General features: G+C 30.9%; 13 protein-coding genes and 1 other RNA gene. All 14 read right to left on the reverse strand.

The window, feature by feature from the left end; genetic code table 11:
- Positions 1-4: 4 nt before the first annotated feature.
- Positions 5-2467, reverse strand: coding sequence for an ATP-dependent DNA helicase (locus tag AB8B22_RS06940; RefSeq protein WP_369710563.1), 2463 nt, complete (start codon positions 2465-2467; stop codon positions 5-7).
- A gap of 412 nt (positions 2468-2879) precedes the next feature.
- Positions 2880-3035, reverse strand: a complete 156-nt coding sequence (locus tag AB8B22_RS06945) for a hypothetical protein (protein ID WP_369710564.1) — start codon at positions 3033-3035, stop codon at positions 2880-2882.
- Positions 3025-3201, reverse strand: coding sequence for a helix-turn-helix domain-containing protein (locus AB8B22_RS06950; RefSeq protein ID WP_369710565.1), 177 nt, complete (start codon positions 3199-3201; stop codon positions 3025-3027). Before AB8B22_RS06950 ends, AB8B22_RS06945 begins: the two co-directional genes overlap by 11 nt.
- Before the next feature lie 203 nt (positions 3202-3404).
- On the reverse strand, positions 3405-5684 hold the full coding sequence (locus AB8B22_RS06955) for a heavy metal translocating P-type ATPase (protein ID WP_369710566.1): 2280 nt from the start codon (positions 5682-5684) through the stop codon (positions 3405-3407).
- A 29-nt stretch (positions 5685-5713) separates the two neighbouring features.
- Complete coding sequence (locus tag AB8B22_RS06960; RefSeq protein WP_369710567.1) at positions 5714-6163, reverse strand: CopY/TcrY family copper transport repressor; 450 nt, start codon at positions 6161-6163, stop codon at positions 5714-5716.
- Positions 6164-6271: 108 nt separating this feature from the next.
- The gene (locus AB8B22_RS06965) at positions 6272-6694 is read right to left on the reverse strand and encodes a phospholipid phosphatase (protein WP_094080098.1); all 423 of its coding nucleotides are present in this window, start codon (positions 6692-6694) and stop codon (positions 6272-6274) included.
- Between the two features lie 2 nt (positions 6695-6696).
- Positions 6697-7182, reverse strand: a complete 486-nt coding sequence (locus AB8B22_RS06970) for a tyrosine-type recombinase/integrase (protein ID WP_369710568.1) — start codon at positions 7180-7182, stop codon at positions 6697-6699.
- Entirely contained in the window at positions 7149-8891 is a 1743-nt protein-coding gene (gene recN, locus AB8B22_RS06975) for a DNA repair protein RecN (protein ID WP_369710569.1), read from the reverse strand. Before recN ends, AB8B22_RS06970 begins: the two co-directional genes overlap by 34 nt.
- Positions 8892-8896: 5 nt before the next feature.
- A complete protein-coding gene (locus tag AB8B22_RS06980; protein ID WP_369710570.1) occupies positions 8897-9733 on the reverse strand; it encodes an NAD(+)/NADH kinase in 837 nt (278 codons plus the stop codon).
- Between the two features lie 95 nt (positions 9734-9828).
- Positions 9829-10170: RNase P RNA component class A (gene rnpB / locus AB8B22_RS06985), an RNA gene on the reverse strand.
- A 151-nt stretch (positions 10171-10321) separates the two neighbouring features.
- On the reverse strand, positions 10322-11332 hold the full coding sequence (gene ilvC, locus AB8B22_RS06990) for a ketol-acid reductoisomerase (protein WP_094080095.1): 1011 nt from the start codon (positions 11330-11332) through the stop codon (positions 10322-10324).
- A 354-nt stretch (positions 11333-11686) separates the two neighbouring features.
- The gene (locus AB8B22_RS06995; RefSeq protein ID WP_369710571.1) at positions 11687-12481 is read right to left on the reverse strand and encodes an ABC transporter ATP-binding protein; all 795 of its coding nucleotides are present in this window, start codon (positions 12479-12481) and stop codon (positions 11687-11689) included.
- Between the two features lie 213 nt (positions 12482-12694).
- Positions 12695-14398, reverse strand: a complete 1704-nt coding sequence (locus AB8B22_RS07000; protein ID WP_369710572.1) for an ABC-ATPase domain-containing protein — start codon at positions 14396-14398, stop codon at positions 12695-12697.
- Positions 14399-14675: 277 nt separating this feature from the next.
- Positions 14676-15740, reverse strand: a complete 1065-nt coding sequence (gene leuB / locus AB8B22_RS07005) for a 3-isopropylmalate dehydrogenase (RefSeq protein ID WP_369710573.1) — start codon at positions 15738-15740, stop codon at positions 14676-14678.
- Position 15741 lies beyond the last annotated feature (1 nt).

The raw sequence follows: 15741 nt of genomic DNA on the forward strand, positions 1-15741 counted from the left end.
CTCACTATTTCATTATTTTTATTATTTCTTTTCTATTATCTATAACAATATTTTTAGGCAAAACTTTTAAAAAATTTTGTCCATATCTTTTTTTTATCACCCTGTTATCCAAGATTATTATACTCCCAGTATCAGTTTTACTCCTGATAAGTCTTCCAATTCCCTGTTTAAACTTTATGACAGCTTGTGGGACTTGATATTCAGTAAATGCGTTTTTACCATTCTTCTTAATATTTTCTATAATAGCTTCAGTCACTGGATCGCTTGGCACCTTAAACGGCAATTTTGTTATAATTACCATTTTCAGCTGATCTCCTTGCACATCTACGCCTTCCCAGAAACTGTCTGTTCCAAACAATACTGGATTTTTAGAAGTTTTAAAAAGTCTTATCATTTCGTGTCTAGGATAATCATTTTGCTTAATCAAAGTATAATCTTCTTTTGGAAAATAATTTTTTAAACTATTAAATAAATAATTTAGAGTGCTATAAGAAGTAAATAACAAAAAGCAATGTCCTTTTGTCGCTTTTATACTTTTCACAATAAAATCGTGCAAATCTCTCATAAATTCCAAATTTGACGGATCAAGCGCATCAGCAGGAATAAAAACTTTCATTTGTTTTTCATAGTTAAATGGCGATTTTATTATTTTTTCTTCAATTTTTTTATTTTTTTCATTTTTAAGTCCAATATTTCTTTTATAGTAGTCAAATTTATTGTCAACAGCAAGAGTTGCCGAAGTAAATATCATTCTGTCAAGTTTTGAAATCAAATTTTCATTTAATTCTTTCGATATGTCAAAAGGGGTCGCATACAATTTTATATTTGAACGCTTCGTTGTAATTTCAGTCCAATAGACATAACCTTCTTCTTCTCCTTCAAAAATAAATTCAAACTTTTTAAAAAATTGTTTCAATCTCTCAGAATATCTCGCAAATTCAAATATGTAGCCCTCATTATCTTCCAATTTATATTTATTAACCGCATTTAAAAATTTATTTATTTTCAAACTCAAATTTCCATTTTTTTCTCTAAAACTAACATTCATTTTTATTATTTTTTTAAAATTTTTATCAGAAATTAAACTTTTTCTGTCAATTTTTGCTTTAACTTCACTTTGCTCTTTTCCACGCAAAAAAAACTTAGTAAGAGCAGTTAAAATTTCCATTCCCTTGTCATAAAAACTATTTAATTCCGACACGACATCTTCTTTTAATCCATCAATTTTTTCATATTCACTTGCATCCAAATTTTCATTTAAATATGATGACAATTTGGGAAGTACTCCAGCATTATTCACTCCAGTAGATTTTCTGTTAAAAATTTGACCTATAAGCCTGCCAAAAGCAATTTTTGAAGTTTCTACTGTAAAATAATTTCTAGCTGTATCCTCTATATTGTGCGCTTCATCAAAAACTACTATATCGTAATTTGGTAGAATCGAATAATTTGTATAAAATCCTGATTGATTCCGTATCGCAAGATCTGCAAAAAACATATGATGGTTTACAATTAAAAGTGTCGCATTTGAGATATTTTTTCTAGCTGCAAAAAAATAGCATTTTGAGTAATACGGACATTTTGAGCCTTTGCACATATCAGCTTCGCTGTTCACTTTTTCCCAGATTTTGCTTGAAATCTCGTATTTCAATTCGCCTCTATCTCCATTTTTAGCTATGCTCTTGTCCCATTCTATCAAATTTTTTATTATTTTCTTTTCTTTTTTTGTTTCTTCTGGCTCGTTTTCAATTTCAAAAATATCAATATTATATAATTTTCTTTTGCAAAGATAATTTCCACGTCCTTTTACAATCTGATAATTAAAATCAGCTCCCACAATTTTTTTTATCAAAGGAATATCTTTATTTAAAAGCTGCTCCTGCAAATTAATCGTATTTGTCGAAACTATCACTTTTAAATCATTTTCTAGTGCATACAGCAATGTTGGAAGTAAGTAAGCTATTGTTTTTCCAGTTCCAGTTCCTGCTTCAACTATTAATTTTACATTTTCATTCATACTTTTTTCAATACATTTTGCCATCTCATATTGCTCATGTCGCAGTTCAAAATTTGAAATATTTTTTTCAATCACACCTTTTTCACTAAAAAATTCATCTATGTTTATTTTATTAAATTTTTTTAAGGAAACAACCGCGTTTATTTCACTGACATCAACATTAATAATATAAAATGCTCCGCCCGCTTCTCCATAAATTTGTGCAATCTTAACATCAGTGTCAGACGGTACCAATTCTCTGGGATACACTCTTATTATAACTTCATTTTTTTTCATTTTTTTTAATACAGACGCAATAGAATCAATTTCATTTGCTACGATGATTTCAATATCGGTAACAATTCCATTTTCATCGGGTATTCCACGAAAAATCATATCTTCTTTCAAACTTTTCATCTTCCGCCTTAACATCTCGATTGCACTTTCACTAATAAATTCTGAGATTTTCATTTTTCCTCCTATACTAAAGATTTTACTATATATAGATTTTTTTTTCAATAAATTAGTTTAAATTTTTCATAAATTGCAATATTAAATACAACATTTTTTTAGATTTCCTAAAATTTAATTTCATATAAAAATTTTTCAAATGGTGCTGCATAGTTCAAACATTTTCTAAGTCTTGAATTTATTAGCGTTAAGGTGCTTATCAAGTCTTCTGTTTCTACTTTTGATATATTGACCTTCTTTGAATAATATTCTCTCAGAAGGCTGTTATTTTTTTCGTTGCAGCCTCTCTACCACGAGCAATAAAGTTTAACTTCTTTTGGGATATTTGATGCCAGTTGCTTTTTGTTTCCAAACATTGAGTTCTTACTTCCATCTGCCATTTTTATTGCTACATAAAATTTCATCTTTAACTCTACAAATATTGTAAACAGTCTTTGCTTCCTTCTCTTGGCAAGACTTCAGAATCAAACTCCCAATGCCCAAAAGTTTTTTTTGTCTTAACTTCTTCTGACCTCTCATCAATTGACTTTCCAATGTTAAATTTTCCTCTTGCTTCTCTAGTCTTCATTTTTTCCCCCTTTCTTCTTAAAGCATCTAATAAATCTTTTAATTTCCCGATAAATAGTAGCTCTATCTTTTTTAAGAATCTCAGTGATTCTCGTTATTTTGTAATTTTCTTTTAGCAAAACCTCTAGTTTATTTCTTTCATTTATAGTAAAATATTTACGACTCACATGATAAATTTCCTTTTGTTAATGTTTTTGCAGTTACTAACATTTTAACATGAAATTATCATTAGTTCTATTTTATTTCAAAGTTTGTTGCATTTTATTATATAATCTATCTTTTAAAAAAAGTCGCCAATTAGCGACTTATGTTAAATTCTATTTGTTTGGTGAAAAGGTACTTAACCTCTTGCTAAAAAATTTTTTTATTTTTATAATTTTAAAACTTTTAATCTCAATGCATTTGCCAAAACTGAAACCGAACTAAATGACATTGCAAAAGCTGCGATCATTGGGTCTAATTTAGGTCCATTAAATAAAGCATAAAAGATTCCTGTGGCAATTGGGATTCCAATCACATTGTAAAAAAAGGCCCAGAACAAATTCTGCTTTATATTTGTAATCGTTGCTTTACTTAATTTCATAGCTCTTGCCACATCTTTTAAGTCGTTTTTAATAAGTACAATATCTGCCGACTCTATCGCAACATCCGTTCCACTTCCAATCGCAATTCCAACATTTGCCTGAGCTAATGCTGGAGAGTCATTTATTCCATCTCCCACCATTGCTACAAACTCACCATTTTCCTGTAACTCCTTAATTTTAGAAGCCTTTTGGTGTGGCAGCACATCTGAAATCACTTCGTCTATCCCAGCTTGTTTCGCAATAAATTTTGCTGTTTTTTCATTGTCTCCTGTGAGCATTATCGTCTTTATTCCCATTTTATGAAGTTCACAAATTGCATCAGCACTTGTTTTTTTAATCACATCGGCAACTGCCACAAGTGCCACAAGTTCTTTTTCAATCGACATATACATCGGTGTCTTTCCTTCGCCAGAAAACTCATTGTAATCTTTCTGTGCAATTTCTGTATCAATTTTTCTGTTATCCATCAATTTTTTATTCCCAATTTGCACTTCTTTAACTTCTCCATCAATTTTCACTTTCACTCTAATCCCATATCCCGGCATTGCACGAAAACTTTCACAATCAAAAAATTCATTTTCCAAAAACTCATTTTTTTCTAAAATTCCATTTACCACAGCTTGTGCCAACGGATGTTCCGATTTTCTTTCCACACTAGCCGCAATTTTTTGTAGCTCTTTTTCCGAATAATTTTTACCAAAAGTTACAAAATCCGTCAAAACAGGTTTTCCTTCGGTAATTGTTCCAGTTTTATCAAATACGACCGTTTTTATTTTATGAGTTGTTTCCAAAGCTTCTCCACTTTTAATAAGTATTCCGTTTTCAGCTCCTTTTCCAGTTCCAACCATTATAGATGTAGGTGTAGCAAGTCCCAATGCACACGGACAGGCAATTACTAAAACTGAAATAAAAAATGAAAGTGATGTAACTAATCCCGCATCAAAAATGTACCATGCAAGTCCAGTAACTAGTGCAATTCCCATAACTATCGGAACAAAATATCCAGCGACAGTATCAGCCATTCTTGAAATTGGCGCTTTTGATCCTTGAGCTTCTTCCACCAATTTTATTATTTGCGACAACATCGTATTTTTCCCAATTTCTGTCGCTTCAAATTTAATGCTCCCATTTTTATTTATACTTCCACCGATAACTTTATCTCCCACATTTTTTGTAACTGGCAAACTTTCTCCAGTCAACATTGATTCATCAACTGATGTAGTTCCTTCAGTTATAATTCCATCAACCGCTATTTTTTCTCCCGGTTTTACAGCAACAATATTTCCAACACTCAGATTTTCTATCATAACTTCTTTTTCTGCACCATTTTCAATGATTTTTGCTTTTTTTGGCTGCAATCCAATCAGTTTTTTTATTGCTGACGAAGTTTGCCCTTTTGTTCTAGCTTCCAATAATTTTCCCAATGAAATTAAAGTTATTATGATTCCAGCTGACTCATAGTGCAAGTCCATTGCGTAATGATGTGCATTTTTGGGATCCAATATCGCTGCAGCTGTCGAAATTAAACTATAAACCAAAGCTGCTCCTGAACCCATTGCAATAAGCGAATCCATATTTGGAGATTTTCTAAAAATATTTTTTATTCCGTGTGTGAAAAAATCTCTTCCCGCATATATAATCGGTATAACAAATACCAATTGTGCCAATGCAAAATTTAGTGGATGTTCCTTGTGATTTAAAAATCTTGGAACTGGCGCTCCCATCATATGATGTCCCATCGAAATGTAAAGTAGCGGTACAGAAAAAATAATTGCAAGAATCAGTTTTTTCTTCATTTCTTTTATTTTATCCTGATACATCTTAACTTTTTCTTCTTCCGAAACATTTTCTATAAGCCCATATCCGCTCTTTTCAACTATTTCTCTAATTTTTGCAAAATTATATTTATTTTCATCAAAGTTCACAGTCATTTTTTCAGTCGCCAAATTTACAGTTGCATCAATTCCATCGCATTTATTTACCGCTTTTTCAACTGTCAAAGCACACGCCGCACAATTCATCCCAGTGACTGTGTAAACTTTTTTTGTTTTTTCTGAATTTTCCATTTTTCCATCTCCTTTATTTTAAAAATTTTCTAAATATGCAAATGCCCATTTTTTTCACAATTACACTGTCCCTTCAAACATTTGCACAAAACTTTTGAAACTGCACTTTCTTTTTTTACTTCCACCGCTTTTAAAATAATTTCTAAATCGTCAAAACTAAGCTCACTATTTTCAATCACACAAGCTATCATTTTTCCAACTTTTGTATCGCAAATCTTTTTAAAAGTTCCCAAAATATAAATTTGGGCGACTTCCTTTTCCGTGTATTCCGTGGAATAAAGATATTTATTCCCAATTTCCCGCTTTTTCAAAATTTTTCGCTCCAAAAGCCTATTAAGCAACGTTTTAACCGTCGTCCGCTTCCAGTTCATCTTCTCCCCCAGAACTTCAAAGACAAAGTTACTCGTAACTTCATCATTTGCCCATACAACTCTCATTATTTCCCATTCTGAATCAGTTATATGATATTTCTCTTCCATAAAAATCCCACCTTTAAAAAATTTAAAAATAAAACGACTACATTTGTAACCTATATTAATAGTTTACAACAGTAATCGTTTTTTGTCAAGTCAAAAATATTTATTTTTTTACATAAAAAATATCATTGTAAGTATAAAAACTACTTTAAACACTATATAAATTTGAAAAAATCTATTTATTCTAGGAGTTTCCTCACGCCCTTCATCTTTTATAATTGAATAATCTAAAATCCATAGCAAAATTAGATACACGGCTATACTTGCCAATGAGAATGCTCCTGTAAAAAAATAAATTACTTCTAAAAATAAAAATATATATATTTTAAATGTCGTTCTTTTACTTATAAAAAATATATTTATAAGATTATAATTTGCATATACATATAGTAAAATCATAAGCACAATTCCCATATAATTTGAAACAACATCAATTTTTTTTAACACAAAAACTGCAAAATATGCTATGATTGACATCATTAAAATTCTAGATTTTTCATTCCTATTTTTGTTTAATTCCTTTTTTTCATTCATTTTTAATCGTCTCCTAACTTTATGTCGTCATAAATTTTTTTTAATTTGGATTTTTTTTCTTTTGTAAAAATTTCATTTTCATTTTTATTTTTACTTTTTAAATAATTCGATTTTCTTAAATTTTTAATTGCATAAGTTGGATCATTTGTGACGAAATTATTTAAGTAGCAAAATTTATAAAATGATTTTATTACCGACATTTTTCGCAAAATCGAACTTTCTTTTAATTTTTTTGAAATATGTTGAGCAAACTCAATTACATCTTCTTCCAAAATTTTATCAAAACTTTTTGAAAAAAAATCTAAAAATTGCTTCAAATCCCTTTTATAGCCAATCAATGTTCGTTCAGAATCGCCTTTTTCAAATTCCAAAAAATTTAAAAATTCTTTTATCAAAATATTATTTTTTCTTTTGATCTTCAAATTTTTTTCGGTTTTTAAATTTTCTTTATTCTTCAATTTTTTTTCTTTTTCCAAATCTTTTCCCATTTTAAACATCCATCTTTTTTCTTTTTTAATTGTTTTTCCATTATTTCCTTTGCGTGATTAATCGAAACTTGCGTTATATTATCTCCCGAAATTATTCTTGCTATTTCACGAATTCTCTCATTTTCGTTAAGCTCCCGCACTTTAGTTTCAGTAAAATTATTTTCTATTTCTTTTTTTATCAAAAATTGCTGATTTGCAGACCCAGCAATTTGTGGAGAATGTGTGACACAAATAATTTGCGTATTTTTTGAAAGTTCTTTTAATTTTTGTGCGACTTTTCTCACTGTTTCGCCAGAAATTCCCGTGTCAATCTCGTCAAAAATTAAAACAGAAATATTGTCAACCTCAGAAAATACTGTTTTTAGTGCCAACATTATCCGAGAAACTTCTCCGCCAGACGCAATTTTTACAAGCGGCTTAAAATTTTCTCCGACATTTGTCTTAATCAAAAATTCCACTTTATTTATTCCATTTGGTGTAATTTCATTATTTTTCTGAATTGACACTTGAAATTTAGCACTTTCCATATTTAAATCATAAAGCTGAATATCAATTGTATTTTGAAGCGCACAAGCTATATTTTCTCGCATTTCGCTTAACTTTTCACCATTTTCAAAATATTTTTTAATAAGTTCTTTTTTTTCTTCTTTCAAATTTTCAAGCTCATCATTTTCAAAATTTATAAAATTTAAGTCTTTTAAAATTTTATCTTTATACTCCAAAATTTCTCCAATTGTCGCACCATATTTCAATTTTAATTTATTAATTTTATCAATTCTTTTCACAACTTTTTCAAGTTTCGTGTCATTCACTTCTTCCACATCTCCAATAAAATTATTGATGGAATAGGAAACTTCTTCGACTTCATAGACGATAGATTCCACTTTTTCTGATAACTCTCCATAAATTTCTGACAAATCCGACAGCTGCTCCAAATTTTTTCTAACTTTTCCAAGAGCCGACAAAATTGAAAAATCCCCTTCTTTTAACCACTGTGAAGACTCTTCCAGCTTTTCACTAATTTTTCCTGAATTAAACAAAATTTTATATTCTTCTTCCAGCTCACTATCTTCATTTATTTTCAAATCCAAATCATTTATTTCGTTAAACTGAAATTCCAAAACATCTTTTTTTTCTAAAAGCTTTGCCTTTTGCTCTTCAATTTTTTCAATTTTTAAATTTACTTTTTTTATTTCATCCACATTTTTTTTGACTTCTTTTAACAAATTTTTTCCCGCATCATCCAAGAATCTATCCAGCAAATTTAGATGAAACTCACTGTTTAAAAGTGACTGATGTTCATGCTGACCAACTAAGTCTATAATATTCTCCATCATTTCCTTCAATTTTGACAATGTAACCCGTGTCCCATTCACTGTAATTTTAGATTTAGAATTTTTATCAAAAGTTCTAGTCACAATAAGTTCGTCGTCATTTATCTCAAACCCAAGTTCATTCAATCTTTTTTTTTGTTTTTCAGTAATTTCAAAAATTCCTTCGGCAAAAAGACTCTCTTCCCCATTTCTAATCATTTCCAGATGGCTTCTCTCACCAATTAGAAGCGATATTCCGTCCAAAATAATAGATTTTCCAGCTCCAGTTTCCCCAGTCAGCGCAACAAAATTTTTGCTAAATTCCAAATCCAAATTTTTTATTATCGCCAAATTATTCAATCTTAACTCTCTTAACATCCTTTTCCTTTCATTCACTAATTTTATAAAACAAAATCTCCCCATTTTAATTTTTCTCTCAAAATACCAAAATAATTGCTGTTTATAGGTTTAATTATTTTTATTTTTTTACTCGACAGGGTAGCCAAAAGCTCATCTTCCGGCTTAATTCCGAACCACAAATTTCCATCTATGTTCAAATGAACTTCGGCTTCTCTTGAAGTCGCCTTGAAGCTCAATGTTTCACATCCATTTATAACAATTGGCCTAGCAGTCAAACTTTGTGGAGATAGTGGCGTTATTATCAAAGCGTTTAAATTTGGATGGACAATTGAACCTCCAGCTGACAAAGAATAAGCTGTTGAGCCAGTTGGTGTTGCAACTATAATTCCATCTGCTCTATACTTATTTACAAAAATTCCATTTGAGAAAACTTCCACCTGAATTAAGTGAGCTTCATGACCACCTTTTGTTATCACAAGCTCATTTAGCGCATAAAATGTGTTACCGTTGTATTTTACTTCCATAAGTGAACGGTTTTCTATCTTATAATTTTCATTTTTTTGATAATTTTTTAACATTTCAACCGCATTTTCTGGATTTATTTCGACTAAATATCCAAGCGAACCAAGATTAATCGCAAGAATTGGAATGTCTGATATAATCGCTTCTTTTGCAGCTTTTAACATTGTCCCGTCTCCACCTAGTGAAATTAACAAATCTGCTTCCTTCACATCTTCCACTTCCAATATTTCACTTTCTTTTAAATAATTATAAAAGTTTTTAAGTAATTCTTCATTTGCATATTCACTTTTCACAATTTTTACTTTTTTCACTACATTTTCTTTTTTTTTCATAATCATCCGCCTATTTTTTTTCAAAAATTTATTTTCTATAAAAACTAAAAAAATAACCCAAAGATATAGTTATTTTTTACTATATTTCCTTTGAGTAGTTATTTTATAAACTATTTCTAAAATTAGGTCTCGGTATAAGCCGGATTCTGTATTAGTCAATCATTTATCTAAATTAATAATCACTTATTAACTTTAGCGAATTACCCATCAAAGTAAAGGCGGGGAACCTCTTTTCACTTTTCTACTTATTCTTGCTTCAGGAGGGGTTTACCAGGCTAATTTAATTGCTTAAATTACCGGTAGTCTCTTACACTACCTTTTCACCCTTACCTAAACAGGCGGTCTATTTTCTGTGGCACTTTCCTTAAGATTTCTCTCAACAGCCGTTAACTGTCTCCTTCCCCTGTGAAGTCCAGACTTTCCTCTTAAAAAATTTTTTAAGCGATTAACTCCGAAACCATTAATATAAAGTTATTTTATCATTTTTTATCACTTTTTGTCAATAAATTTACTACTTTAAAATGATTTTTTTATAAAAATATATAAAAATAAAACACCCTAATTTTAGAGTGCTTTATTATTATCTTTTAAATTAATTGTATTAATAATTAATTATTTTTTAATCCAAGGCATAAGTTTTCTTAATTCTGCTCCAACTTTTTCTACGCCATGATTAGCAAATTCTTGTCTTTTTTCCTTTAAGAATGGTTGTCCAGCTTTGTAGTCAGCTAAGAAGTCGTTAGCAAATTTTCCTGATTGAATATCTTTTAAAATTCCTCTCATAGCTTCTTTAGTTTCTTTTGTAATAATTTTTGGTCCAGTTAAGTAATCTCCGTATTCAGCTGTATTTGAAATAGAATTTCTCATTGTAGCAAATCCACCTTCATAAATTAAGTCTACGATAAGCTTCATTTCGTGAATACATTCAAAATAAGCATTTACTGGGTCATATCCAGCTTCTGTCAACACTTCAAATCCAACTTTCATAAGTTCTACAACTCCACCACATAATACTACTTGTTCTCCGAATAAGTCAGTTTCTGTTTCTTGTCTAAATGTAGTTTCAAGAATTCCGCTTCTTCCACCACCGATTGCTGATGCCCAAGCTTTAGCCACTTCCATAGCATCTCCTGCTGGATCTTTTTCCACTGCTACTAAGCAAGGCACTCCGCTTCCTTCTTGGAAAGTTCTTCTTACTAAGTGTCCAGGTCCTTTAGGAGCTACCATAAATACACTTATATCATCTCTTGGAACTATTTTTTTAAAATGAATATTAAATCCGTGTCCGAATGCAATGTATGCTCCTTCTTTTAAGTTTGGTGCAATGTCTTTTGCATAAACTTCTGCTTGTAACTCATCTGGAATTAAGATCATAACTATATCTGCACCTTTTACAGCATCTGCAGTTTCCTTAACTGTAAATCCAGCTTCTGTAGCTGCATCCCAAGATTTAGAACCTTTTCTAAGTCCAACAGTTACATCAAATCCACCTTCTCTTAAGTTTAGTGAGTGAGCATGCCCTTGTGAACCATACCCTAAAACTGTAATTTTTTTACCTTCCAATTTACTTAAATCACAATCAGCATCATAATAAACTGTTGTTCCTAAAATGTTTCCTGCCATTTTAAAATCCTCCTAAATTTTTTTATATGTATATTATACACTTTTTAAAAATATTTGCAAATATTTTTTTTTAATATAATAATATATTTTATATATTTTTAAATTTATTTAATATTTATATTTTAAGAATAAATAAAAATAATTTTCTAAAAACTTCATTTGATATTTATCAATTTTTATGATATTATTAAAGTAGATTTACTGGTAGTCTTAATAATTATCAGTTTATATTTTGAAAAATATTTACAAAAAATTGCTGTCAATAAATTGTTCCTACTTCTAAACTGGCTGTGGAGTTTTCTCCTTGTGGGTTCGAGTCCCTCGAAACGAACAATACACACAGCAATTTTTTTATTATTTCACAATCAGCCAAGGTCTATCATTTTCCCAAACGATTTTTACTGGCATCTCGAACATTTCTGACAAAATTTTGTCTATCAAAATATCTTTTTTTCTACCTTTTGCAAAAACTTTTCCATCTTTCAAAAGAGCTACATGAGTTATCGCTGGAATCACTTCCTCAATTTGATGCGTCACATAAATAAATGGAACTGCATTTTCATTTTTAGAATTTTTTTCCAAAACTGACAGCAAATATTCTCTTGCTTTCACATCTAGTCCTGAACACGGCTCATCTAAAATCAGCAAATCTGGCTCATTCATAAATGCTCGGGCAAGCAATGTCCGTCTTTGCTCCCCTTGTGATAATGTTGCAAAATATTTGTCCTTAATATAAGTTATCCCAAAATCTTCAATTATTTTTTCAGCTTTCTTTCTATCTTCATCTGTAACTTCTTGATAAATTCCAATCGAACTAAATTTCCCAGAAATTACAATATCTTCCAATTTTTGCGAATTTAACGTGCTCAAAAAATTATTCAAAGCGGAACTCACAAAACCAACTCTGTCACGAATCTTTGTCCAAGCATAATTTCCAAATTTATGACCAAAAACTCGCACTTCTCCTGAAGTTGGAAAATTATAAGCCGGAATCATTCCCAAAAGAGTGGATTTTCCAGAACCATTTAAACCTAATAAAGCCCAGTTTTCTCCTTTATTTATGTGCCAGTCAACACCTTTTAAAATTTCTCTTCCTTCTCGTCTGAAAGTTATGTTTTCATAATGTAAAATTTCACCAGTTTTTTTCATAAAGACTATGTATGATAAATATACAAATAATTATACAAATATCATACTCTCCTTTCTTTTTTTATTCATTTTATTTCTTGCTTTTTCATTTTTCATTGCTAAAATTCTACTTTTACGTGATTATTCAATTGCCACTCGAAGTAACACCTCCCATCTTTCAATGAAAAAACTTGACAGAATTAAAAATTTCCTTTTCAAGCAAAAAATAACAAACTATTTTATCCTAAGCTTTCTATACCTATTCACCGCAGCACAAAATTCCTGCTTTCTAGGCAATGCTAAATTCCCTGGATGCCCTGTGTACGAAGAAATCGAATCAAGCCCGCCCTTTTCAATCTTTTCATAAATCCTGTCAGCCGCTTGTGAAAGTGTCAATTTTTCATCCAGCACCTTATTTTTAAAATAGTCAATCATTACAGCAATGCAGTTTGTCTGGCTGTCATCCACAAGTTGCTCCAGCCCTGAAATGTCGATTAATTCTTTTCCATACAGAATGCTGTATTTCCCTTTGGCTTTTGTTTTATCCAGTTTTCCAGATTGTGAAAAACTTTTTTTGAGTGGAATACGCTGTGTAACTCCTTGAAATTTATCATTTGAAGAAAATTCTCTCTTGTTTTCATCCAATTTTGCAATCTCTTTTGCTTTTTCTGTCACATCTTTTGGCACATATTCATCCATCATTATAATGTGATTTGCCACATCAAAATAATCTCCAGAGCCACCGACAATCAATATCGTAGAAACTCCAAAATTGTCATAAAGTTCCTTTACCCTGTCAATAAACGGTGTTATCGGCTCTTTTTCCTTTGCTACAAGTTTCTGCATTCTTCCATCACGAATCATAAAATTGGTAGCCGAAGTGTCCTCATCTATTAGAAGCAAAGAAGTCCCATATTCCAGTGCTTCTGCCACATTTGCCGCCTGCGATGTGCTTCCGCTCGCATTTTCAGTCGAAAAAGCCCTTGTATCCTTATTTTGTGGCAAATTATTAATAAATCCGCTTATATTCACCTTTTCCACATTTCTTCCATCTTCCGCACGTATTTTTACCGCATCTGATTCAGAAATTATGAATTCTCTCCCATCTTGAGCAATGTGATTGTAAACCCCTCTTTCAAGTGCTGCAAGCAACGTGGATTTACCGTGATAACCTCCACCCACAATTAGCGTAATTCCTTTTGGAATACCCATTCCACTTACTTCTTTACCGCTCGGAAGCTTTAATGTAATTTCAAATTTTTCTGGACTTTTAAACTTAACTGCATTTTTCATAGGTCTATCCGAAACTCCACTTTCACGTGGAAGCACAGAATCATTAGCCACAAATGCAACAAGCCCTTTTTCTTTCAACATTTTTCTTGCATATTCCTGATCCAGTACTAGAATTACCTGCTCATTTAACGCTTTTTTATTCAAATTATCATAAATAATGGATTTTTCTACAATTTCAGGCAACTGCTCAAAAATAATTTTCTGTGCAGCTTTTCCCATTATCCGTCTACCTTTCGCAGGCATCCCCATTTCAAACCTCACTTCAACTTTATCTCCCTTTATCAGAACTGAAGTTCTTTCCAGAATTTCCTGTCCGCATCTGTCAATAAAAATTCTTCCACTTCCCCCAGTTCCTGTACTGTCATTCCCACTTTTCTGAATTTCTCTGTAAAAATTTCTCGTAAGAAAATCCGAAACTGCAATATTCTTATCCTTCGTATCTGTCAGTTCATAAGGAATCCCGCAAATTTTTCTATCCATTATAATTCTCATTTTTGAAGGCGGAGCATAAGGATCCGACTGAACGTGATCAATCGCAAGAATATACTTTTCAAACCTATATTCCCCTTTAAGCGACTTATACGCCGAATAACTTTTTCCATCCATTGAAAATAATATTTTTTCTAATTCTTTATAATTTTTCATTTTTTATAAACTCTCTTTCCATTTATTAAAATGTAAAAAGGTTTGTCCACTAAAATTTACCTTTTTATCGATTTCTTCTGCTTCATCTATAAAAAAATTTATACATTTCATTGTAAAAGTTCCTTTTCTCTTTTGATAAAATATTTTTTATCAATTTATTAACCATTTCATAAAATTTTTTAAACTTTAAACTTCTACTTTTATTTACATATTCATTTTTAGAAATTCAATTGCTCTCAAACTTGGATTTTTTTTTAAAATTTTTTAATTAAATTATCTAAAATTGTATTCTTTTAACAATTTCATTTCCCATTTCTTTTGTTCCAACTTTTTTCAGTCCATCAGTATAAATATCAGCTGTTCTGAAGCCATCTTCCAATACTTCTGCAATTGCTTTTTCAATTGCATCTGCTTCTTTTGTCAAGTTAAATGCGTATCTTAACATCATTGCCGCTGATAAAATTGTTGCGATTGGGTTTGCGATGTTTTGTCCAGCGATGTCTGGTGCTGAACCGTGGCTTGGCTCATAAAGTCCAACTTTTCCATCTCCTAAACTTGCTGATGGCAACATTCCTAAAGAACCTGTAAGCATTGAAGCTTCATCTGACAAAATATCTCCAAACATATTGTCTGTCAAAATTACATCAAATTGTCTTGGATTTGCAATCAATTGCATTGCAGCGTTATCCACATACATGTGGGAAACTTCCACTTCTGGATAATTTTTTGCAAGTTCATTTACTGTTTTTCTCCACAATTTTGAAGTATCTAAAACATTATGTTTATCCACACTTGTAATTTTTTTCCCTCTTAATTTTGCAATTTCAAATGCTTTTTTTGCAATTCTTTCAATTTCTCCTTTTGTATATGGCAATGTGTCGACAGCTTTTTCATCAGAATATTCTCTAGGCCCAAAATAAATTCCTCCTGTAAGCTCTCTAACTATCATTACATCTAACCCTTCTCCAATTATTTCATCTTTTAGAGGACTCGCACTTTTCAATTGCTTAAACAAAACCGCTGGTCTTAAATTTGTGTAAACTCCCAAGTCTTTTCTTATCGCAAGAAGTCCTTTTTCAGGTCTTTTATCAGGCTCAACATTATCCCATTTAGGCCCTCCAACTGACCCCAACAAAATCGAGTCACTCTCTTTACAAATTTTCGCAGTTTCTTTGGAATAAGGAATCCCATATTTATCAATAGATTCTCCTCCCAAATATCCTTGCGTATACTCAAATTTATGTCCAAATTTTTCTCCAATTTTATCCAAAACTTTTACCGCTTCATCAACGATTTCTGGACCAATTCCGTCCCCTTTTAATAATGCAATTTTGTAGTTCATT

Source organism: Leptotrichia rugosa (genome assembly GCF_041200005.1).
GTDB lineage: Bacteria > Fusobacteriota > Fusobacteriia > Fusobacteriales > Leptotrichiaceae > Leptotrichia > Leptotrichia rugosa.

Excerpts from the sequence above, each read along its gene's own strand:
- AB8B22_RS06940 (WP_369710563.1), bottom strand. The coding sequence starts at position 2,467 with ATGAAAATCTCAGAATTTATTAGTGAAAGTGCAATCGAGATGTTAAGG.
- AB8B22_RS06945 (WP_369710564.1), bottom strand. The coding sequence starts at position 3,035 with ATGAAGACTAGAGAAGCAAGAGGAAAATTTAACATTGGAAAGTCAATT.
- AB8B22_RS06955 (WP_369710566.1), bottom strand. The coding sequence starts at position 5,684 with ATGGAAAATTCAGAAAAAACAAAAAAAGTTTACACAGTCACTGGGATG.
- AB8B22_RS06960 (WP_369710567.1), bottom strand. The coding sequence starts at position 6,163 with ATGGAAGAGAAATATCATATAACTGATTCAGAATGGGAAATAATGAGA.
- AB8B22_RS06965 (WP_094080098.1), bottom strand. The coding sequence starts at position 6,694 with ATGAATGAAAAAAAGGAATTAAACAAAAATAGGAATGAAAAATCTAGA.
- AB8B22_RS06970 (WP_369710568.1), bottom strand. The coding sequence starts at position 7,182 with ATGGGAAAAGATTTGGAAAAAGAAAAAAAATTGAAGAATAAAGAAAAT.
- ilvC (WP_094080095.1), bottom strand. The coding sequence starts at position 11,332 with ATGGCAGGAAACATTTTAGGAACAACAGTTTATTATGATGCTGATTGT.
- AB8B22_RS06995 (WP_369710571.1), bottom strand. The coding sequence starts at position 12,481 with ATGAAAAAAACTGGTGAAATTTTACATTATGAAAACATAACTTTCAGA.
- AB8B22_RS07000 (WP_369710572.1), bottom strand. The coding sequence starts at position 14,398 with ATGAAAAATTATAAAGAATTAGAAAAAATATTATTTTCAATGGATGGA.
- leuB (WP_369710573.1), bottom strand. The coding sequence starts at position 15,740 with ATGAACTACAAAATTGCATTATTAAAAGGGGACGGAATTGGTCCAGAA.